The sequence below is a fragment of the Subtercola vilae genome (assembly GCF_004923255.1).
GTDB classification, from domain to species: Bacteria; Actinomycetota; Actinomycetes; order Actinomycetales; family Microbacteriaceae; genus Subtercola; species Subtercola vilae.
Genome location: NZ_QYRT01000024.1, coordinates 25,050 through 40,012, shown reverse-complemented (window position 1 = coordinate 40,012; position 14,963 = coordinate 25,050). Strand labels below are relative to the sequence as shown.

Genomic DNA, 14,963 nt, shown 5'->3' with positions numbered 1-14,963 from the left:
CAAGCAGATATTGAGTTGATTTTCGGCCAAGCTGGCTGCCGAAATTTATGCCTGAGCCGGGCGGGGACCGGCTCAGAATTTACTACAGTGCTGCAGCGTCGACCTTGGGGGCTGACGTGTCTTCGGGCAGTGCTGCCTTGGCGCTGGCAACCAGGGCCGCGAAGGTGGCGGGCTCGGTGACGGCGAGGTCGGCGAGAATGCGACGGTCGACCTCGATGCCGGCCAAGGCGAGGCCCTGGATGAGGCGGTTGTACGTGAGGCCGTTCAGGCGGGCAGCGGCGTTGATGCGCTGGATCCACAGGCGACGGAAGTCACCCTTGCGGGCGCGGCGGTCGCGGTACGAGTAGACGAGCGAGTGGGTGACCTGCTCTTTTGCCTTGCGGTACAGACGTGAACGCTGGCCACGGTAGCCCTCGGCGCGTTCGAGAATTACGCGACGCTTCTTGTGGGCGTTTACGGCCCTCTTTACTCTTGCCATTTCTATCTAATCCTTTATCGTCGTCGCGGTATTACAGGCCGAGGAGCTTCTTGATGACCTTGGCGTCTTGCGGTGCAAGAACCTGGTCGGTGTTCAGGCGGCGCTTGCGCTGGCCCGACTTCACTTCCAGGTTGTGGCGCATGCCGGCCTGCTGCTTCATGACCTTGCCGGTTCCGGTGATCTTGAAACGCTTCTTGGCCCCGGAATGGGTCTTCTGCTTGGGCATAGTTGTCTCCTCGTTGGTGTGAAAAAGTTATTCGGCTGCAGCTGCGGGCTCGGCCACCGTGTCGGCCGGGGCCTCACGGGTCTTCGCTGCAGCGCGTTGGGCGTTGGCCTCGGCTTTGGCCTCTGACTTGTTCTTCAGAGGGCCAATCACCATGACCATGTTTCGGCCGTCGATGGTCGGGCTCGATTCGACAGAACCGAACTCCGAAACGTCTTCGGCAAATCTTTGGAGAAGGCGCACACCCTGGTCGGGGCGTGACTGCTCGCGGCCACGGAACAGGATCATTGCTTTGACCTTGTCACCGGCCTTGAGAAAGCCTTCGGCGCGCTTCCGCTTGGTCTCGTAGTCGTGCACATCGATCTTCAGGCGAAAGCGAACCTCTTTGAGGATCGTGTTGGCCTGGTTGCGCCGGGCCTCTTTCGCCTTCTGGGCGGCTTCGTACTTGAACTTTCCGTAGTCCATGATCTTGGCCACGGGCGGCTTCGAGTTCGGCGCCACCTCAACCAGGTCAAGGTCTGCCTCTTGCGCGAGTTTGAGGGCGACGTCGATACTGACGACGCCAACCTGCTCACCGGCCGGACCCACGAGGCGAACCTCGGGTACTCGTATACGGTCGTTTGTACGGGGATCGCTGATGCGTTACTCCTTTATGAAGCGGTGGGATGTTCGGCTGCACCCTCGGCATGAAACCGGGGCACGCGAAAATGAACCTCACCGCGCAATCGCAGAAAAAACCTGCTCACAACGCACCACACCCTGTCTACCGAAACCTCTTGCGAGGAGCCGGCGGAGTGCAATCAACCCGGTAACCTTATTAGTGGTCAAGCGCGGGTGGGAGAATCTCCACTTTCGCTCTGAAACCTGACAGTCTCAGAGCCGCCTACAAGTCTAACAGACTCTCTGGCCAATACGAAAGAACGGAACACGAATTCCCATGAGCGACGTCTACCCCGACACCGAATCAACCGACGCGGCCCGCGACATCGCCGATGTTCAAGCCGTCGAAGTCATCACCACCACGGCCGTGCATCTCATGAGTGCCGCCGCCGTGAAGGTCGGTCTGGCCGACGATCCCGAACACCAGCTCGACCTCGACGAGGCCCGCAAGCTGATTATCGCCCTCGCCGGCCTCGTCACCGCCGGGGCGCCGGAGATCGGCGATATGCACGCCCGCAGCCTCCGCGACGGCCTCCGTTCGCTGCAGCTCGCCTTTCGCGAGGCCTCGCCCTTCCCCGACGCGATCGGGCAGGGCCCGGGCGAGAAGCTGACCGGTCCGGTCAACTAACTGCCGGGCATCCGGGGCCTACACCTACACCTATACACGCGCCTGTATACGCTTATGCGCCCCTCTTCAGGGACCAATGATCGGTACGACCACCTGGCGCCCTTCAGCGATGATCAGGTCGAGCAACCCCGGGAAGCGTGCGTCGAGGTCTGCGCGGCGCAGGCGGTTCAACCGGCGCGTACCCTCGTCGTACTGGTGCATGACTCCCGACTCGCGCAGAACCTTGAAGTGGTGCGACGAGGTTGATTTTGCAACGGGGAGATCGAAGGTTCCGCACGCGACATCACCGTCGTGCGATGCCAGCGCGGCGACGATGCCCAATCGAACCGGCTCGCTGAGGGCGACCAGAATCGACGACAGGTCGATGTTCTCGACAGTCGGCTGCTCGATGGGGTTCGCGTTTCTACTCGGCACCCTTGAATTATGACATCGTGTTCGACGCTGATCGAACATCAGGCTATGTTCGAGACATGACGAACATCAGTGAACGCTCTGTCGATCTGTCGAACGCCCGGGCCCGCCTCGGCCGCGTGGGTGCCTGGCTCGGGGTGCTCGGGTCATTCACCGCCGAACGCGAAAGGGATGCGGTGGCGCACGTCGAGCGCCTCGGCTACTCGACCCTGTGGGTCACCGAGTCGAGCAAGGAGGCGTTCGCCCACGCCTCGCTGGCCCTGGCCGCCAGCAGCACGCTGACCGTCGCCACCGGAATCGCGAATGTCTGGGCTCGCGAGCCCGAGACGGCCGTGTCGGGTGCGAACACGCTCGCCGAGGCATACGACGGCCGCTTCGTTCTGGGCCTCGGCATCGGTCACGCGAAATTCGTCGAACGCTACAACAAGCCTCTGCAGACCATGCGTTCGTACCTCGACCGGATGCACGAGACCGTTGTCTCCGCGCCGGTCGCGGTCGATCCCGTGCCGTGGTTGATCGCGGCCCTCGGCCCCAAGATGCTCGAACTGGCCGGCGCCCGGGCAGAGGGATCGCACCCCTACTTCGTGCCCGTCGAGCACACCGCCCGGGCGCGCGAGACGCTCGGGTCGGCGCCCCTGCTCGCGCCGGAGGTCGCGGTGGTTCTCGACGCGACGCCCTCGAGCGCCCGAGCGACGGCCCGGCGGTACATGGAGCTCTACCTGCAGCTTCCCAACTACACGAACAACCTGCGCACGCTCGGGTTCACCGACGACGACCTCGGCGACGGCGGCAGCGACCGGTTGGTCGACGCTGTGATTCCGTGGGGTTCGGTCGATCAGATCAGCGCCCGCATCGCCGAACACTTCGAGGCCGGGGCCGACCACGTGTGCATCCAGCCGCTCGACTACACCGAGAACGCCGGGCTGGATGCCCTGGCCGAGCTGGCCCCGGCCCTCATGTCCTGATCGTTACCGCACACCGGGCGGGCGTGGGATACGTTGTGATCAGCAGGCGGCGCGGGGCACGCCGGATCGATCGACAGGGGCAGCAGATGATCACGACGACGGGTGCGGCGGAGGCACGTTCTTCGGCGGTTGGCAGGGCTGCGAGTGGCAGGGCTGCTGCCGCTGCACGAAACGTGCGAACCGGGGCCCGTGCCACCGCCCACGGCGGGGCGTTGCGTCGTCTCATCGGCGCGGCGGTCACCGCCGGCGTGCTGCTGGGGGTGTCCGGATGCGCAGGGTTCGGCTCGACGGTTCCGACGGCTGGGCCCACAACGGCGGTTTCAGCGCCCACGTCTGCTGCGAGCAGCCCTGCGCCGACCGCCGACGCTCTGGGCCCGGGGGCGACGCCGTCAGGAACGGGCATCCCGTCACCGACGATCACCGCTGCGACCGAGGCCATCGACCTGACGAAGCCCGGCACCTGGCTGGTCGACTACACGGGCATCGGCCCGGCCCGCATCACCGATACGGTCGGCGAGGCCCGCGCAAGCCTGGCCTCGCTGCCGGAAGAGGCTTACCAAGGCTGCAACGCGCACGTCTTTGAGGCGACCGCCAACGGCAATGTTCGAGTCGCAATCGGTGCGCGCGGCCCCGGCGAGACCGATGATCAACCAGTCTCGATTCTGTTCGCAGGGGGCGGCGGCCAGCCCGAGAGCCGGCAGATCTCTCCGCACACCGCGAAGGGCATCAGTACGGGATCGACCGAGGCCGACGTTCTGGCGGCGTACCCGGGCATCACCGGGCACCCCACGAAATACGAGGGCATGGTCTACGAGATGACCAACGGCGACAACGTGTGGTTGTCGTTCGTCGTCGACCACAGCATCGTCATCGACCTTCAGGTCTCGACCGGAACATGGGACCAGCAGAGCTACTGCGATTGAAGGTGGGCGGCAGTCTGCAGCGGCACGGCGGCGGGGCGATCGAGTCACCGGTCGAGCGGCTGAGGGCGCCAAAGCTGAGCGGGCGAAGTCTGCTACAGATTCGGCCGCAGCAGTAGCCCTTGGTGCCAAGCCGTGTCGTGTCAGCCGCCCACCTCATACTGGGTGAACTGCGGCACGCTGATCGCGGCGAACACAGGAGGCGCAGTGCAGCGAGTGCGATGGATGTTCGCGGGCCAGCTCGGTTCGCAGTTCGACGACGGCGGTCCGGTGCTCCTCATCGAGGCGCGGTCGGTGTTCGAGCGGGCACCGATGCACCGGGCGAAGGCGCATCTGCTGCTCTCGGCGCTGCGACACCGGGCGCAGGAGCTCGGCGACCGGGTGGAGTTTCACCAGGTTCAGACGTACGGCGAGGTGGTCGAGGGGCGGCGTGATCTGCAGGTGGTGGATCCGACGTCGTACAGCGCGCGCCGGTACGTGCGGCGGCTCGGGGCCGAGGTGCTGCCGAGCCGCGGGTTCGTGACGAGCGAGACCGACTTCGCCGAGTGGGCGGCGAGCCGGGGCAAGGGGCGACTGCTGTTGGAAGACTTCTATCGGTGGGTGCGGGGGCGAACGGGCATCCTGATGGAAGGCGATGCGCCGGCAGGTGGGCAGTGGAACTACGACCACGACAACCGCCAGGCACCGCCGAAGAATGCCGTCACACTTGGGCTGCCCGAGCCGTGGTGGCCCGTCGAAGACGACATCGATGCGGGTGTGCGCGACGATCTCGACCGCTGGCAGGCGGAGGGAACCGCGACCTTCGTGGGCTCCGACGGGCCGCGCCGGTTCGCGGCCACCGAGACCGAAGCGCGGGCCGCGCTGGCCGATTTCGTCGAATCGCGCCTCAACGATTTCGGGCCGTTCGAAGACGCCACGCTCACCGGAGACTGGAGCATGGCGCACTCTCTGCTCAGCGCGCCGCTGAACCTCGGGCTGCTCGACCCGCGCGAGGTGGTCGACACCGTCGAAGCCGAGTACCGGGCGGGGCGCGCACCACTCTCGAGCGTCGAAGGGTTCGTGCGCCAGATTGCGGGGTGGCGCGACTATATGTGGCATCTGTACTGGTATTTGGGTGAAGCGTATTCCACTTCGCACAACGCCCTCGCCGCTACGACGCCGCTTCCGCCCGAATTCACGGCGCTCGACGCTGAGGCGATCACGGCGAACTGTCTCAGCCACAGCATCGACGGGCTGCGGCAGCACGGCTGGGCCCACCACATCCAGCGCCTGATGGTGATCGGAAACTGGGCACTGCAGCGCGGGTACGACCCGAAACAGCTCAACGACTGGTTCGTCAACATGTTCGTCGACGGCACTCCGTGGGTCATGCCGGCGAACGTGATCGGCATGTCGCAGCACGCCGACGGGGGCATCGTGGCGACGAAGCCGTACGCCTCCGGCGGCGCGTACATCTCGAAGATGAGCGACTACTGCGGGCCGTGCCGGTACAACCCCAAGGTGCGCCTGGGGCCGGATGCCTGCCCGTTCACCGCCGGCTACTGGGCGTTTCTCGACCGTACCGAACCGGTTCTGCGCACCAACTTTCGCATGGCGCAGCCGCTCGCCGGGCTGCGGAGGCTGTCAGATCGCGCCGCCGTGGTGGCGCAGGAGCGCGAGCGCGAGGGCCTCTGAGGCGGGTGGATCGCCGCGGCTGAACCGACCCCACCCCCTACCCATCCCACCCCTCCCGTCCCCTTGTGGAGTCGTTTTCCGCCCCACAAGCGGCCTGACAGGGCGGAAAACTGCTCCACGTTCGATCGAGAGGCGTGGGGGCGGGGGGCAGACGGGCGGCCGGATGCCCAGGGCGGGTCAGCCCGCGGCGAGAAGCTTGATGGCGAGCGAGTCGACGCGGGCCCCGATGAGCGAGGAGGCCGACCAGCGGGAGTTGAGCCGCGCGAGGAGGGCGTCGAGGGCGGGGCGGTCGAGCCCGGGAACGAGCGACAGCTCGACGACGACCTCGGGTGCGGCGAGGCGGGCGTCGGGGTCGCCGGCGCGGAGGGCCAGCGAGGCGACCGCGGACTCCCCCGCCACCGAGGCGGCGAACTCGGCGACAACCGCCGGATCGTCAAACGGAACATGCCATTCGGTGCCCTGCGCCAGCGCCCAGAGCGCGGGGCGTCGAACGGCGAACTCTGTGGCCGACGTGGGGTCGAGAATCATCAGGTCGGTGCTCTCGCCGGCGGCCGCGAGTGCGACGCGGCGGGCGGCGGTGGGGATGGGGCGGGCCTTCGGGTTCCACGCCGCCATGGCCGCGGTCGAGGTGAAGGCGGGCAGCGCGGTGCGCCCGTCGGGGGCCCGCACCGTGACGATCGAGAGCTCTTGCGTCTTGTCGATCGTGCGGCCGTGCGAGTCGGTGTCGGTCTCGCCGGCGTGAGCCACCAGTGGAACAAGCAGCCGCGCATCCCGAACCGCATCGAGCACGTCGGCCTGCGATGCTTCGCCCGCACGAAAGAGGGTCAGCGCCTCGATGAGCTGCTCGGGCGCCCGCCCGTCATCGCCCGCGAACGAATTGGTGTCGAAGTGCCGCCCGGCCCACGGCTGGCCGGCCGAGTCACCGGCGAAGGCCGCCGCGGGGTCGGTCGACGACCTGTTCGTCGCGTCAGTGGGCGGTGAGGCCGACGGATCGCGCGTCGAGTCGCCCTGCGACGACTCCGGATGCCCGTGTGCCACGACCCCGGCCCGACTCAGTTCGAGGCGACAGCGAGCGCTTCGACCAGCGTGAACGCGCCGGCGTACAAAGCGCGGCCGACGATTGCGCCTTCGAGGCCGTCGCCGACAAGGGATCGCAGTTCAATGAGGTCATCGAGGCTGGAAATACCGCCCGACGCGATGACCGGCTTGTCGGTGCGCTGCATGACCTGCTTCAGCAGGTCGACGTTGGGGCCCTTGAGCGTGCCGTCTTTGGTGACGTCGGTCACAACGTAGCGGGCGCAACCGGCATCTTCGAGGCGGGCGAGCACCTCCCAGAGGTCGCCGCCGTCTTCGGTCCAGCCGCGTGCTGCAAGAGTTGTGCCGCGCACGTCGAGGCCGACAGCGATGGCCTCGCCGTACTTCGCGATGGCCGTCGCCGCCCACTCGGGGTTCTCGAGTGCCGCGGTGCCGAGGTTGATGCGCGTGGCGCCGCTCTCGAGGGCATGTTCGAGCGAGGCGTCGTCGCGGATTCCGCCCGAGAGTTCGATCTTGATGCCCTCGGCCTGAGCGATGACCCGGCGAATGACGTCGACATTGTTGCCACGACCGAAGGCCGCGTCGAGGTCGACGAGGTGAATCCACTCGGCGCCTTGAGCCACCCAATCGGCGGCGGCGTCGGCCGGGTCACCGTGGTTGGTCTCGGTACCGGCCTGGCCCTGGGTGAGGCGCACGGCCTGGCCGTCGGCGATATCGACGGCGGGCAGCAGAACGAGGGCGGGGCTGTCGGTCATGGGAGGTCGGTGATCCTTCGGGTCGTGAGCCGCAGAGCGGGGCGGTGTCGTGCGGTCGAGAGCGAGTGCGCTGCCCTTACAGCGTGCGCAGCCAGTTCGACAGCAGCTGAAGGCCGGCATCGCCGGACTTCTCGGGATGGAACTGGGTTGCGGCCAGAGGACCATTCTCGACGGCGGCTATGAACCCGCCGCCGTGGTCGGCCCAGGTGACCAGTGGGGCGGGCAACGGGTGTTGCACCTCGAGCTCCCAGGTCTGCGCCGCGTTGGAGTGTACGAAGTAGAAGCGCTCGTCGGCGATGCCGGCGAACAGCCTCGACTCGTTGGGAGGGGTGAGGGTGTTCCAGCCCATGTGGGGCAGTACGTCGGCCCTCAGCTCGTCGACCGTTCCGGGCCACTCGCCGAGGCCTTCGGTGTCGACGCCACGCTCGACGCCGCGGCCGAAGAGCACCTGCATACCAACGCAGACCCCGAGTACGGCCCGACCGCCCGCGAGGCGCTTGTCGATGAGGTCGCCTCCACGTACGGTTTCGAGCGCACGCATGACCGCGTCGAACGCACCGACGCCGGGCACGAAGAGCCCGTCGGCCTCGGCGACCGCACGGCGATCAGCCGTGAGTTCGACCGTAGCGCCCACTTTTTCGAGCGCTTTCACGGCCGAGTGCACGTTGCCGCTGCCGTAGTCGAGCACAACCACCCGAGGCGAACTCACAGTGCGCCTTTAGTCGACGGGATGCCCGCCACCTGTGAATCGCGCTGCTTCGCAAACCGGAACGCGCGCGCGAAGGCCTTGAACTCGGCTTCGGCGATGTGGTGGGGATCTCTGCCGCCGAGCACCGTGATGTGAACTGTGAGCCCGGCGTGAAAGGTGATGGCCTCGAACACGTGACGAATCATGGAGCCGGTGAAGTGGCCGCCGATGAGGTGGTATTCGAACCCGGCAGGCTCACCGGTGTGCACGAGGAAGGGGCGACCCGAGATGTCTACGACTGCCTGAACGAGGGCTTCGTCAAGCGGCACGAGTGCATCGCCGAACCGGGAGATACCGCTCTTGTCGCCCAGGGCCTGGCGAATGGCCCGGCCCAGCACGATGCCGATGTCTTCGACCGTGTGGTGCACGTCGATGTCGGTGTCACCGCTCGCCTTGACGGTGAGATCGGTCAGCGAGTGCTTCGCGAACGCCGTCAGCATGTGGTTGAAGAACGGAACGCTCGAGTCGATGTGCGACTCGCCCGTGCCGTCGAGGTTCAGCGAGAGCTCGATGCTCGATTCGCTGGTTTCGCGCTGCAGACGGGCGGTGCGGGGTTCGGTCGACATGACGAAAAGTCTATCGGGCCGTCAGCTCACGCATCGCCTCGAGGAACGTGGTGGTCTCCGCACGCGTGCCCGCGCTGACGCGCAGGTGGTGCGCAATTCCGAGGTCGCGAATGATGATGTCGCGTTCGAGCAGCTGCTCGAACAACCGGTGCGAATCAGGCACGTTGCCGAACAGGATGAAGTTCGACGCACTCGGGTATGGGGTGTAACCGAGCTCGCGAAGAGTCACCTCGATACGGTCGCGCTGGGACTTGATGTCGTCGACCATTGCGAGCATCTCGGGGGTGTGCGCAAGTGCGGCGACCGCAGCCGCCTGCGTCAACGACGAGAGGTGATACGGCAGGCGAACAAGCCTGAGTGCGTCGCTGATGGCCGGGTCGGCCGCAAGGTAACCCAGGCGAGCACCGGCGAAGGCAAAGGCTTTGCTCATCGTGCGGGTGACGATCAGTCGCTCGCGCCCGGGAAGCAGCGACAGCGCAGTTTCTTCGCCCTCGACCCCGAACTCGGCGTAGGCCTCGTCAACGACGACAATGCCGCCGGTTGCGTCGTAGACGGCCTCGATGGTCTCGAGCGAAAGCGCTGTGCCCGTTGGGTTGTTGGGAGCACAGAGGAAGACGAGATCGGGCTCGGTGCGCTTCACCCAGTCGACAGCCGTCGCGGGGCTGATCACGTAGTCGGCATCCCGTTCGCCGGCGAGCCACTCGGTACCCGTTCCGGCGGCGATGATCGAGTGCATCGAATACGTGGGAGGAAACCCGAGTACCGAGCGGCCAGGCCCGCCGAAGGCCTGCAGGATCTGCTGGAGTACCTCGTTCGAACCGTTGGCGGCCCACACATTGTCGCGGGTGAGCCCGTGACCGAGGTAGTTCGCGAGGCTGTCGCGCAGCGCCAGGAACTCGCGGTCGGGATACCGATTCACTGTCAGCAGCTCGTGCGCAACAGCCTCGATGATCGAACGAGCGACGTTCTCGGGGATGGGGTGCGTGTTCTCGTTGACGTTGAGCGCCACGGCCACTTTGAGCTCGGGGGCGCCGTACGGCTTCAGCCCACGGAGGTCATCACGAATAGGTAGGTCGGCTAGTGAACTCACTCGCCCCATGTTACTGGGGGTGGGGTGCCCGAAGTGGAGCACTGCGAGCACGGCACTGCGGCTGGAACGCCTACTTCGCGGTGCTGTACTCGGCCGGGAGCGCGAGACGCTGGCCGGGCTGAACGCTCGACGAGTGCAGCTGGTTGAGGTTCACGATGTCGGCGATCACATCACGCGGGTCGGCCTTCGGATCGATGCTCTGGGCGATGGACCAGAGGCTCTGGCCCGACTGCACCGTGATGTAGGAGAAGTCGGCCGAGCCGGCATCGGCAGTGGCTATGGCTGACGAGGCACCGAAAACAGCGAAAGCGGCAAGCCCCGCGACGAGCGGGACGGCGGCGAGGAACCCGACCACGCGACGCCCGCGACGCGTGAGGCGCAGGCGGATGGTCGGTGTGACGGGTGCGTTTGGTGCCAGTGCGGTCATGGTTGCCTCCTGTGGAGATTTCGTACCCGACTCTCGGCCGGGAGAGCCGAGTACGAAGCTATGTTCCGAATATATATTCGATTGTTCGAATAAACAAGTTCGAATATGGACTTTTTATCGCGACACACTCGAACATGTGTTTGTTGCAGGGTCAGTCTTCGATACAGTTTCGATTGTCGAGATTGAAACCGAATCGGCGACTGATGAAAGTAAAGCGTGAGCCACTGACATTGGGTCGTCATCGAGAAGTGAGAAGCAGATGACCAGTGAACGCGGCGGCACCCGGCGACGAAAGTCGCTGAGCGAGAAGCAGCTGGCCATCCTCGAGATGATCTCCGATGCGGTGAACCAACAGGGCTATCCGCCGAGCATGCGAGAGATCGGCGATGCCGTCGGGCTGGCCTCTCTCTCGAGCGTGACCCACCAGCTGAACCAGCTCGAGCTGAGCGGTTACCTGCGCCGCGATCCCAATCGCCCTCGTGCGCTCGAAGTGCTCATCGACATTCCGAAGAGCGACAGCGTGAGCACCGACTCCCCCACCCCCCACGGCGATGTCGCTCTGGTGCCGATGGTCGGCCGCATCGCGGCCGGTGTTCCCATCACGGCCGAGCAGCAGGTCGAAGAGGTCTACCCGCTGCCCCGGCAGCTCGTGGGCAAGGGTGAGCTCTTCATGCTCAAGGTGGTGGGCGAATCGATGATCGACGCCGCCATCTGCGACGGCGACTGGGTGGTCGTGCGTACCCAGAAGACGGCCGAGAACGGTGACATCGTCGCTGCCATGCTCGACGACGAGGCCACGGTCAAGGTCTTCCGCCAGCGTGACGGTCACACCTGGCTACTGCCGCGCAACTCGAACTTCGAGCCCATCCTCGGCGACTATGCCACGGTGCTCGGCAAAGTCGTGGCGGTGCTCCGCTCCGTCTGACACCGCAGCACAAAAAAAGAGCGAAGGCGCTCAGCGGGGCCTTCGCTCTTTTCGTCTGCAGAAGTCGGCTCGCGCGACCTAGTGCGTGAGCACCTTCGCGCGCACCGCACGCGTCGCCTCGAGCATGTTCGTCAGCGACGCGACAGTCTCGTCGTACCCGCGCGTCTTGAGACCGCAGTCGGGGTTCACCCAGACCTGCCGATCGGGAATCGACGCCAGGGCCGTCTCGATCAGCTCGGTGACCTCGCCCACGCTCGGAACGCGAGGCGAGTGGATGTCATAGACGCCCGGCCCGATGCCCCGCGCGAACCCGCTGCTCTTGATGTCGGTGACGACCTCCATGCGGCTGCGCGCCGCCTCGATGCTCGTCACGTCTGCATCGAGCTGGTCTATCGCATCGATGACAACACCGAACTCGGAGTAGCAGAGGTGCGTGTGAATCTGGGTGCTCGCCTCGACCCCACTCGTGGCGAGCCGGAACGATCCCACCGACCAGTCGAGGTACGCGGCCTGGTCGGCCTTCTTCAGCGGCAGCAGCTCGCGGAGGGCTGGCTCGTCGACCTGCACCACCGTGATGCCCGCAGACTGCAGGTCAGTGATCTCGTCGCGCAGCGCCAGGGCCACCTGACGAGCAGTCTCGCCGAGTGGCTGGTCGTCGCGAACGAATGACCAGGCAAGAATCGTGACGGGCCCGGTGAGCATTCCCTTCACGGGCTTCTCGGTGAGCGTCTGCGTGAAGACCGACCAGTCGACCGTGATGGGCTTCGGGCGTGAGACATCGCCCCACAGCAGCGACGGGCGCGTACAGCGGGTGCCATACGACTGCACCCAACCGTTCTGGGTGACAGCAAAACCGTCGAGGTTCTCGGCGAAGTACTGCACCATGTCATTGCGCTCGGGCTCACCGTGCACGATGACGTCGAGACCGATCTCCTCTTGCAGTTCGACCACGCGGGCGATCTCGGCTCGCATCACCGCTTGGTACTCGTCGTCAGAGAGCACACCCGCCACCAACTGCGCCCGCGCACGACGGATGTCGCCCGTCTGCGGAAACGACCCGATGGTTGTCGTCGGGAGAAACGGCAGGTTCAGTGCTTGTTCTTGGGCTTTGGCGCGCACCGCGTAATCTTCACGCGCGAAGTCGGCCGCTGTCAGCGCAGCCTCGCGAGCACGAACGGCACCGTCACTCACGCCGGGCGCGGCAAGGCGAGCCGCCAGAGCAGCGGTCGAGGCCTCGAGCACCGACCGGATGCCCGCCACCCCCTTCTCGAGCCCCTCTGCCAGCGTGGCGACCTGCTCGACCTTCTGGTCAGCGAACGCCAGCCACGACTTCAACTGATCCCCGAGCAACTGCTCGGGCTCGACCGTGTGCGGCAGGTGCAGCAGTGACGTGGAGGTCGAAACCGAGACCGACGGCGAGAGCGCACGCAACGCTTCGAGCTTCTGCCACGCCTCAGCGAGGTCGCCGCGCCACACATTATGGCCGTCGATGACCCCACCCACCAGTGTCTTCGACGCCAGGGGATCAAGACCCGCGGCACCGGCGGCGGGCACAGTTCCGCGAACGAGGTCGAGACCGATCGCTTCGATGGGCGTGGCCGCGAGCACCGTCAGCGCGTCGCCGAGGCTGTTGTACGGCGCGGCGACGAAGATGGCCGGCCGGGCATCCGGAGCACCCAGATACTCGTAGGCCCGGGCCGCAGCGGCACTCGTGTCAGCGCTCGACACGTCGAGGCTCTCGCTGACGAGGGCGGGCTCGTCGAGCTGCACCCACTCGGCGCCGGCCTCGGCCAGGCGCCGCAGCAGCTCGGCGTAGACCGGCAGGAGGTCGTCGAGTCTGCTGAGCGGCACGAACCCCTCTGGCGCCTCGTCGCTCGGCTTGCTGAGCGCCAGGAAGGTCACCGGCCCGACGATCACGGGGCGCGTCAGGAACCCCTGCTGCAGGCCCTCTGAGAACTGCTGCACGAGCGCATCGCTCGCCAACGAGAACACCGTCTCCGGCCCGATCTCGGGCACGAGGTAGTGGTAGTTCGAGTCGAACCACTTCGTCATCTCGAGCGGCAGGCTGTCGCCCTCACCGCGCGCGATCGTGAAATAGCCGCCGAGGTCGACCCTGCCTTGGGCGTTCACCAGGCCGGTAAAACGCGCGGGCACCGCGCCGAAGGCAACGGCAGCGTCGAGCACGTGGTCGTAGTACGAGAAGCTCTCGGGTATCGACGAGTCGGTACGCCCGAGGCCGAGGCCTACGAGCCGTTCGCGCGTCTGCCGGCGGAGGCCCCGCGCGACCTGCTCGAGTTCTTCGACGCTGCTGCGCCCGCCCCAGAATGCCTCGACGGCCTTCTTCAGCTCACGGTTGGGCCCGATGCGTGGGTAGCCGAGAATGGTGCCGGAGGGGAAGGCCGGGCGACGGGGCGGTGTGGTCATGCTGACTCCTTGTTTCGTGTTCCATACTTCGGGGCCGACGCCGGCACCAGGCCGAGTTCTGCCAGAACTGTGAGAACTGCTTCGTGTCGATTGAATGTGTACAAGTGGATGCCCGGGGCCCCGCCCGCCGTCACAGCCGACGCCAGCGCAACCGCGTTCTCGACCCCGACCGCAAACCGCTGCTCGTCGGTGCCTGCTGCCTCGAGGGCAGCGAGCAGCCGAGGCGGCGGAGTCAACTCGGCCAGCTCGGCGATCCGTCGCAGCCGCGAAGCACTCGTGACCGGCATGACCCCAGGCAGAATCGGAATCGTCACGCCAGCGGCACGCGCCCGGTCGACGAACGCGAGGTAGTGCTCTGCCTCGAAGAAGAGCTGCGTAATGGCGAGCGTGGCACCCGCTGCCTGTTTGGCCAGCAGGGCATCCACATCTTGCCCATCGAACCTCGACCGCGGGTGGCCGTTCGGAAACGCGGCGACGGCGACGGTGACCTTGGCTCGGTGCCGGTCGACCTGCGCCGCGTGCGGAAGCCCGGGGAGCTGCACTTCGGTGTACGGCACGCGTTCGGCCTGCACCCGGTGAATGAGCTGCACCAGCTCACCGGCACTGCCGAGGTCACCCAGCGGGGCGGCGGCGCCGTCGACATCGTGCGGGAGGTCACCGCGCAGAGCGAGAAAACTGGTGATGCCCGCATCGAGAAATCGGCGGATCAGAAGCCCAGCTTCGGCGTGCGACGACCCTACGCAGGTGAGATGCGCCATGGGCTTCACCGCGGTGTTCTCACGAACATAACGCAGCGCCTCGAGCGACGAATCGCGCGACGACCCGCCCGCTCCGAATGTCACCGAGATGAATTCGGGCCCGGCCGCTGCCAGCGCGTCGATGGTCGCCGGCAGTTCCGCGGCGGCAGCAGCCGAGCGGGGCGGGTACACCTCGAACGAGAACGGAATCACAACAGGGCCTTCGATCACACGGGCAAATACGGCAGGCAGGCTGAGAGGCTCAGCATGAAGGGCGTATCGCGGGCGGGTGCCGGG

17 protein-coding genes are annotated in these 14,963 nt (G+C 66.3%); 5 read left to right on the top strand and 12 right to left on the bottom strand.

Features of this window, described 5'->3' with window-relative positions:
• Positions 1 to 82: 82 nt before the first annotated feature.
• The 3 genes from rplT to infC are packed head-to-tail and all read right to left on the bottom strand — an operon-like array spanning position 83 to position 1,340.
• Positions 83 to 478 (bottom strand): 50S ribosomal protein L20, encoded by a 396-nt coding sequence (gene rplT / locus D4765_RS12450; RefSeq protein ID WP_136642627.1) that lies wholly within the window; start codon positions 476 to 478, stop codon positions 83 to 85.
• Positions 479 to 509: 31 nt separating this feature from the next.
• Positions 510 to 704, bottom strand: coding sequence for a 50S ribosomal protein L35 (rpmI, locus tag D4765_RS12445; protein WP_136642626.1), 195 nt, complete (start codon positions 702 to 704; stop codon positions 510 to 512).
• A 27-nt stretch (positions 705 to 731) separates the two neighbouring features.
• On the bottom strand, positions 732 to 1,340 hold the full coding sequence (infC, locus tag D4765_RS12440; protein ID WP_201799310.1) for a translation initiation factor IF-3: 609 nt from the start codon (positions 1,338 to 1,340) through the stop codon (positions 732 to 734).
• 298 nt (positions 1,341 to 1,638) lie between these two features.
• On the opposite strand from infC, the gene D4765_RS12435 reads away from it, so the two are divergent.
• Positions 1,639 to 1,989, top strand: a complete 351-nt coding sequence (locus D4765_RS12435; RefSeq protein WP_136642625.1) for a DUF1844 domain-containing protein — start codon at positions 1,639 to 1,641, stop codon at positions 1,987 to 1,989.
• A 66-nt stretch (positions 1,990 to 2,055) separates the two neighbouring features.
• Here the strand turns inward: D4765_RS12435 and D4765_RS12430 are convergent, their stop codons facing one another.
• The gene (locus tag D4765_RS12430; RefSeq protein ID WP_237280405.1) at positions 2,056 to 2,403 is read right to left on the bottom strand and encodes an ArsR/SmtB family transcription factor; all 348 of its coding nucleotides are present in this window, start codon (positions 2,401 to 2,403) and stop codon (positions 2,056 to 2,058) included.
• A 56-nt stretch (positions 2,404 to 2,459) separates the two neighbouring features.
• On the opposite strand from D4765_RS12430, the gene D4765_RS12425 reads away from it, so the two are divergent.
• From D4765_RS12425 to D4765_RS12415, 3 genes are all read left to right on the top strand, one after another.
• The gene (locus D4765_RS12425) at positions 2,460 to 3,365 is read left to right on the top strand and encodes a TIGR03620 family F420-dependent LLM class oxidoreductase (RefSeq protein ID WP_136642623.1); all 906 of its coding nucleotides are present in this window, start codon (positions 2,460 to 2,462) and stop codon (positions 3,363 to 3,365) included.
• An 86-nt stretch (positions 3,366 to 3,451) separates the two neighbouring features.
• Positions 3,452 to 4,288, top strand: a complete 837-nt coding sequence (locus tag D4765_RS12420) for a hypothetical protein (RefSeq protein WP_136642622.1) — start codon at positions 3,452 to 3,454, stop codon at positions 4,286 to 4,288.
• A gap of 204 nt (positions 4,289 to 4,492) precedes the next feature.
• A complete protein-coding gene (locus tag D4765_RS12415) occupies positions 4,493 to 5,959 on the top strand; it encodes a cryptochrome/photolyase family protein (RefSeq protein ID WP_136642621.1) in 1,467 nt (488 codons plus the stop codon).
• Between the two features lie 177 nt (positions 5,960 to 6,136).
• Here D4765_RS12415 and D4765_RS12410 read toward each other — a convergent pair whose 3' ends face one another.
• The 6 genes from D4765_RS12410 to D4765_RS12385 all read right to left on the bottom strand — a co-directional run bounded on the left by D4765_RS12410 (position 6,137) and on the right by D4765_RS12385 (position 10,580).
• Positions 6,137 to 6,997 carry an SseB family protein gene (locus tag D4765_RS12410; RefSeq protein ID WP_136642620.1) on the bottom strand — a complete coding sequence of 287 codons (861 nt, stop codon included), beginning with the start codon at positions 6,995 to 6,997 and terminating at the stop codon, positions 6,137 to 6,139.
• 14 nt (positions 6,998 to 7,011) lie between these two features.
• Positions 7,012 to 7,749: a bifunctional 1-(5-phosphoribosyl)-5-((5-phosphoribosylamino)methylideneamino)imidazole-4-carboxamide isomerase/phosphoribosylanthranilate isomerase PriA gene (gene priA, locus D4765_RS12405; protein WP_136642619.1), complete on the bottom strand. Its 738-nt coding sequence runs from the start codon at positions 7,747 to 7,749 to the stop codon at positions 7,012 to 7,014.
• Between the two features lie 76 nt (positions 7,750 to 7,825).
• Complete coding sequence (gene hisH / locus D4765_RS12400) at positions 7,826 to 8,458, bottom strand: imidazole glycerol phosphate synthase subunit HisH (protein ID WP_136642618.1); 633 nt, start codon at positions 8,456 to 8,458, stop codon at positions 7,826 to 7,828.
• Entirely contained in the window at positions 8,455 to 9,063 is a 609-nt protein-coding gene (gene hisB / locus D4765_RS12395; protein ID WP_136642617.1) for an imidazoleglycerol-phosphate dehydratase HisB, read from the bottom strand. The genes hisH and hisB overlap by 4 nt, the downstream gene beginning before the upstream one ends.
• 10 nt (positions 9,064 to 9,073) lie before the next feature.
• Positions 9,074 to 10,162, bottom strand: coding sequence for a histidinol-phosphate transaminase (locus tag D4765_RS12390; RefSeq protein WP_136642641.1), 1,089 nt, complete (start codon positions 10,160 to 10,162; stop codon positions 9,074 to 9,076).
• 61 nt (positions 10,163 to 10,223) lie between these two features.
• Positions 10,224 to 10,580: a LysM peptidoglycan-binding domain-containing protein gene (locus D4765_RS12385; protein ID WP_136642616.1), complete on the bottom strand. Its 357-nt coding sequence runs from the start codon at positions 10,578 to 10,580 to the stop codon at positions 10,224 to 10,226.
• Positions 10,581 to 10,839: 259 nt separating this feature from the next.
• Between D4765_RS12385 and lexA the strand changes: the two genes are divergently transcribed.
• Positions 10,840 to 11,505, top strand: a complete 666-nt coding sequence (gene lexA / locus D4765_RS12380; RefSeq protein ID WP_136642615.1) for a transcriptional repressor LexA — start codon at positions 10,840 to 10,842, stop codon at positions 11,503 to 11,505.
• 78 nt (positions 11,506 to 11,583) lie between these two features.
• Here lexA and metE read toward each other — a convergent pair whose 3' ends face one another.
• Positions 11,584 to 13,929, bottom strand: coding sequence for a 5-methyltetrahydropteroyltriglutamate--homocysteine S-methyltransferase (metE, locus tag D4765_RS12375; RefSeq protein ID WP_136642614.1), 2,346 nt, complete (start codon positions 13,927 to 13,929; stop codon positions 11,584 to 11,586).
• Positions 13,926 to 14,897 (bottom strand): methylenetetrahydrofolate reductase, encoded by a 972-nt coding sequence (locus D4765_RS12370; protein ID WP_237280404.1) that lies wholly within the window; start codon positions 14,895 to 14,897, stop codon positions 13,926 to 13,928. The genes metE and D4765_RS12370 overlap by 4 nt, the downstream gene beginning before the upstream one ends.
• Between the last annotated feature and the right edge of the window lie 66 nt (positions 14,898 to 14,963).

Coding starts and splice junctions, on each gene's coding strand:
- lexA (WP_136642615.1), top strand. CDS start 10,840: ATGACCAGTGAACGCGGCGGCACCCGGCGACGAAAGTCGCTGAGCGAG.
- metE (WP_136642614.1), bottom strand. CDS start 13,929: ATGACCACACCGCCCCGTCGCCCGGCCTTCCCCTCCGGCACCATTCTC.
- D4765_RS12425 (WP_136642623.1), top strand. CDS start 2,460: ATGACGAACATCAGTGAACGCTCTGTCGATCTGTCGAACGCCCGGGCC.
- D4765_RS12420 (WP_136642622.1), top strand. CDS start 3,452: ATGATCACGACGACGGGTGCGGCGGAGGCACGTTCTTCGGCGGTTGGC.
- D4765_RS12390 (WP_136642641.1), bottom strand. CDS start 10,162: ATGGGGCGAGTGAGTTCACTAGCCGACCTACCTATTCGTGATGACCTC.
- D4765_RS12385 (WP_136642616.1), bottom strand. CDS start 10,580: ATGACCGCACTGGCACCAAACGCACCCGTCACACCGACCATCCGCCTG.
- priA (WP_136642619.1), bottom strand. CDS start 7,749: ATGACCGACAGCCCCGCCCTCGTTCTGCTGCCCGCCGTCGATATCGCC.
- D4765_RS12435 (WP_136642625.1), top strand. CDS start 1,639: ATGAGCGACGTCTACCCCGACACCGAATCAACCGACGCGGCCCGCGAC.
- hisB (WP_136642617.1), bottom strand. CDS start 9,063: ATGTCGACCGAACCCCGCACCGCCCGTCTGCAGCGCGAAACCAGCGAA.
- rpmI (WP_136642626.1), bottom strand. CDS start 704: ATGCCCAAGCAGAAGACCCATTCCGGGGCCAAGAAGCGTTTCAAGATC.
- rplT (WP_136642627.1), bottom strand. CDS start 478: ATGGCAAGAGTAAAGAGGGCCGTAAACGCCCACAAGAAGCGTCGCGTA.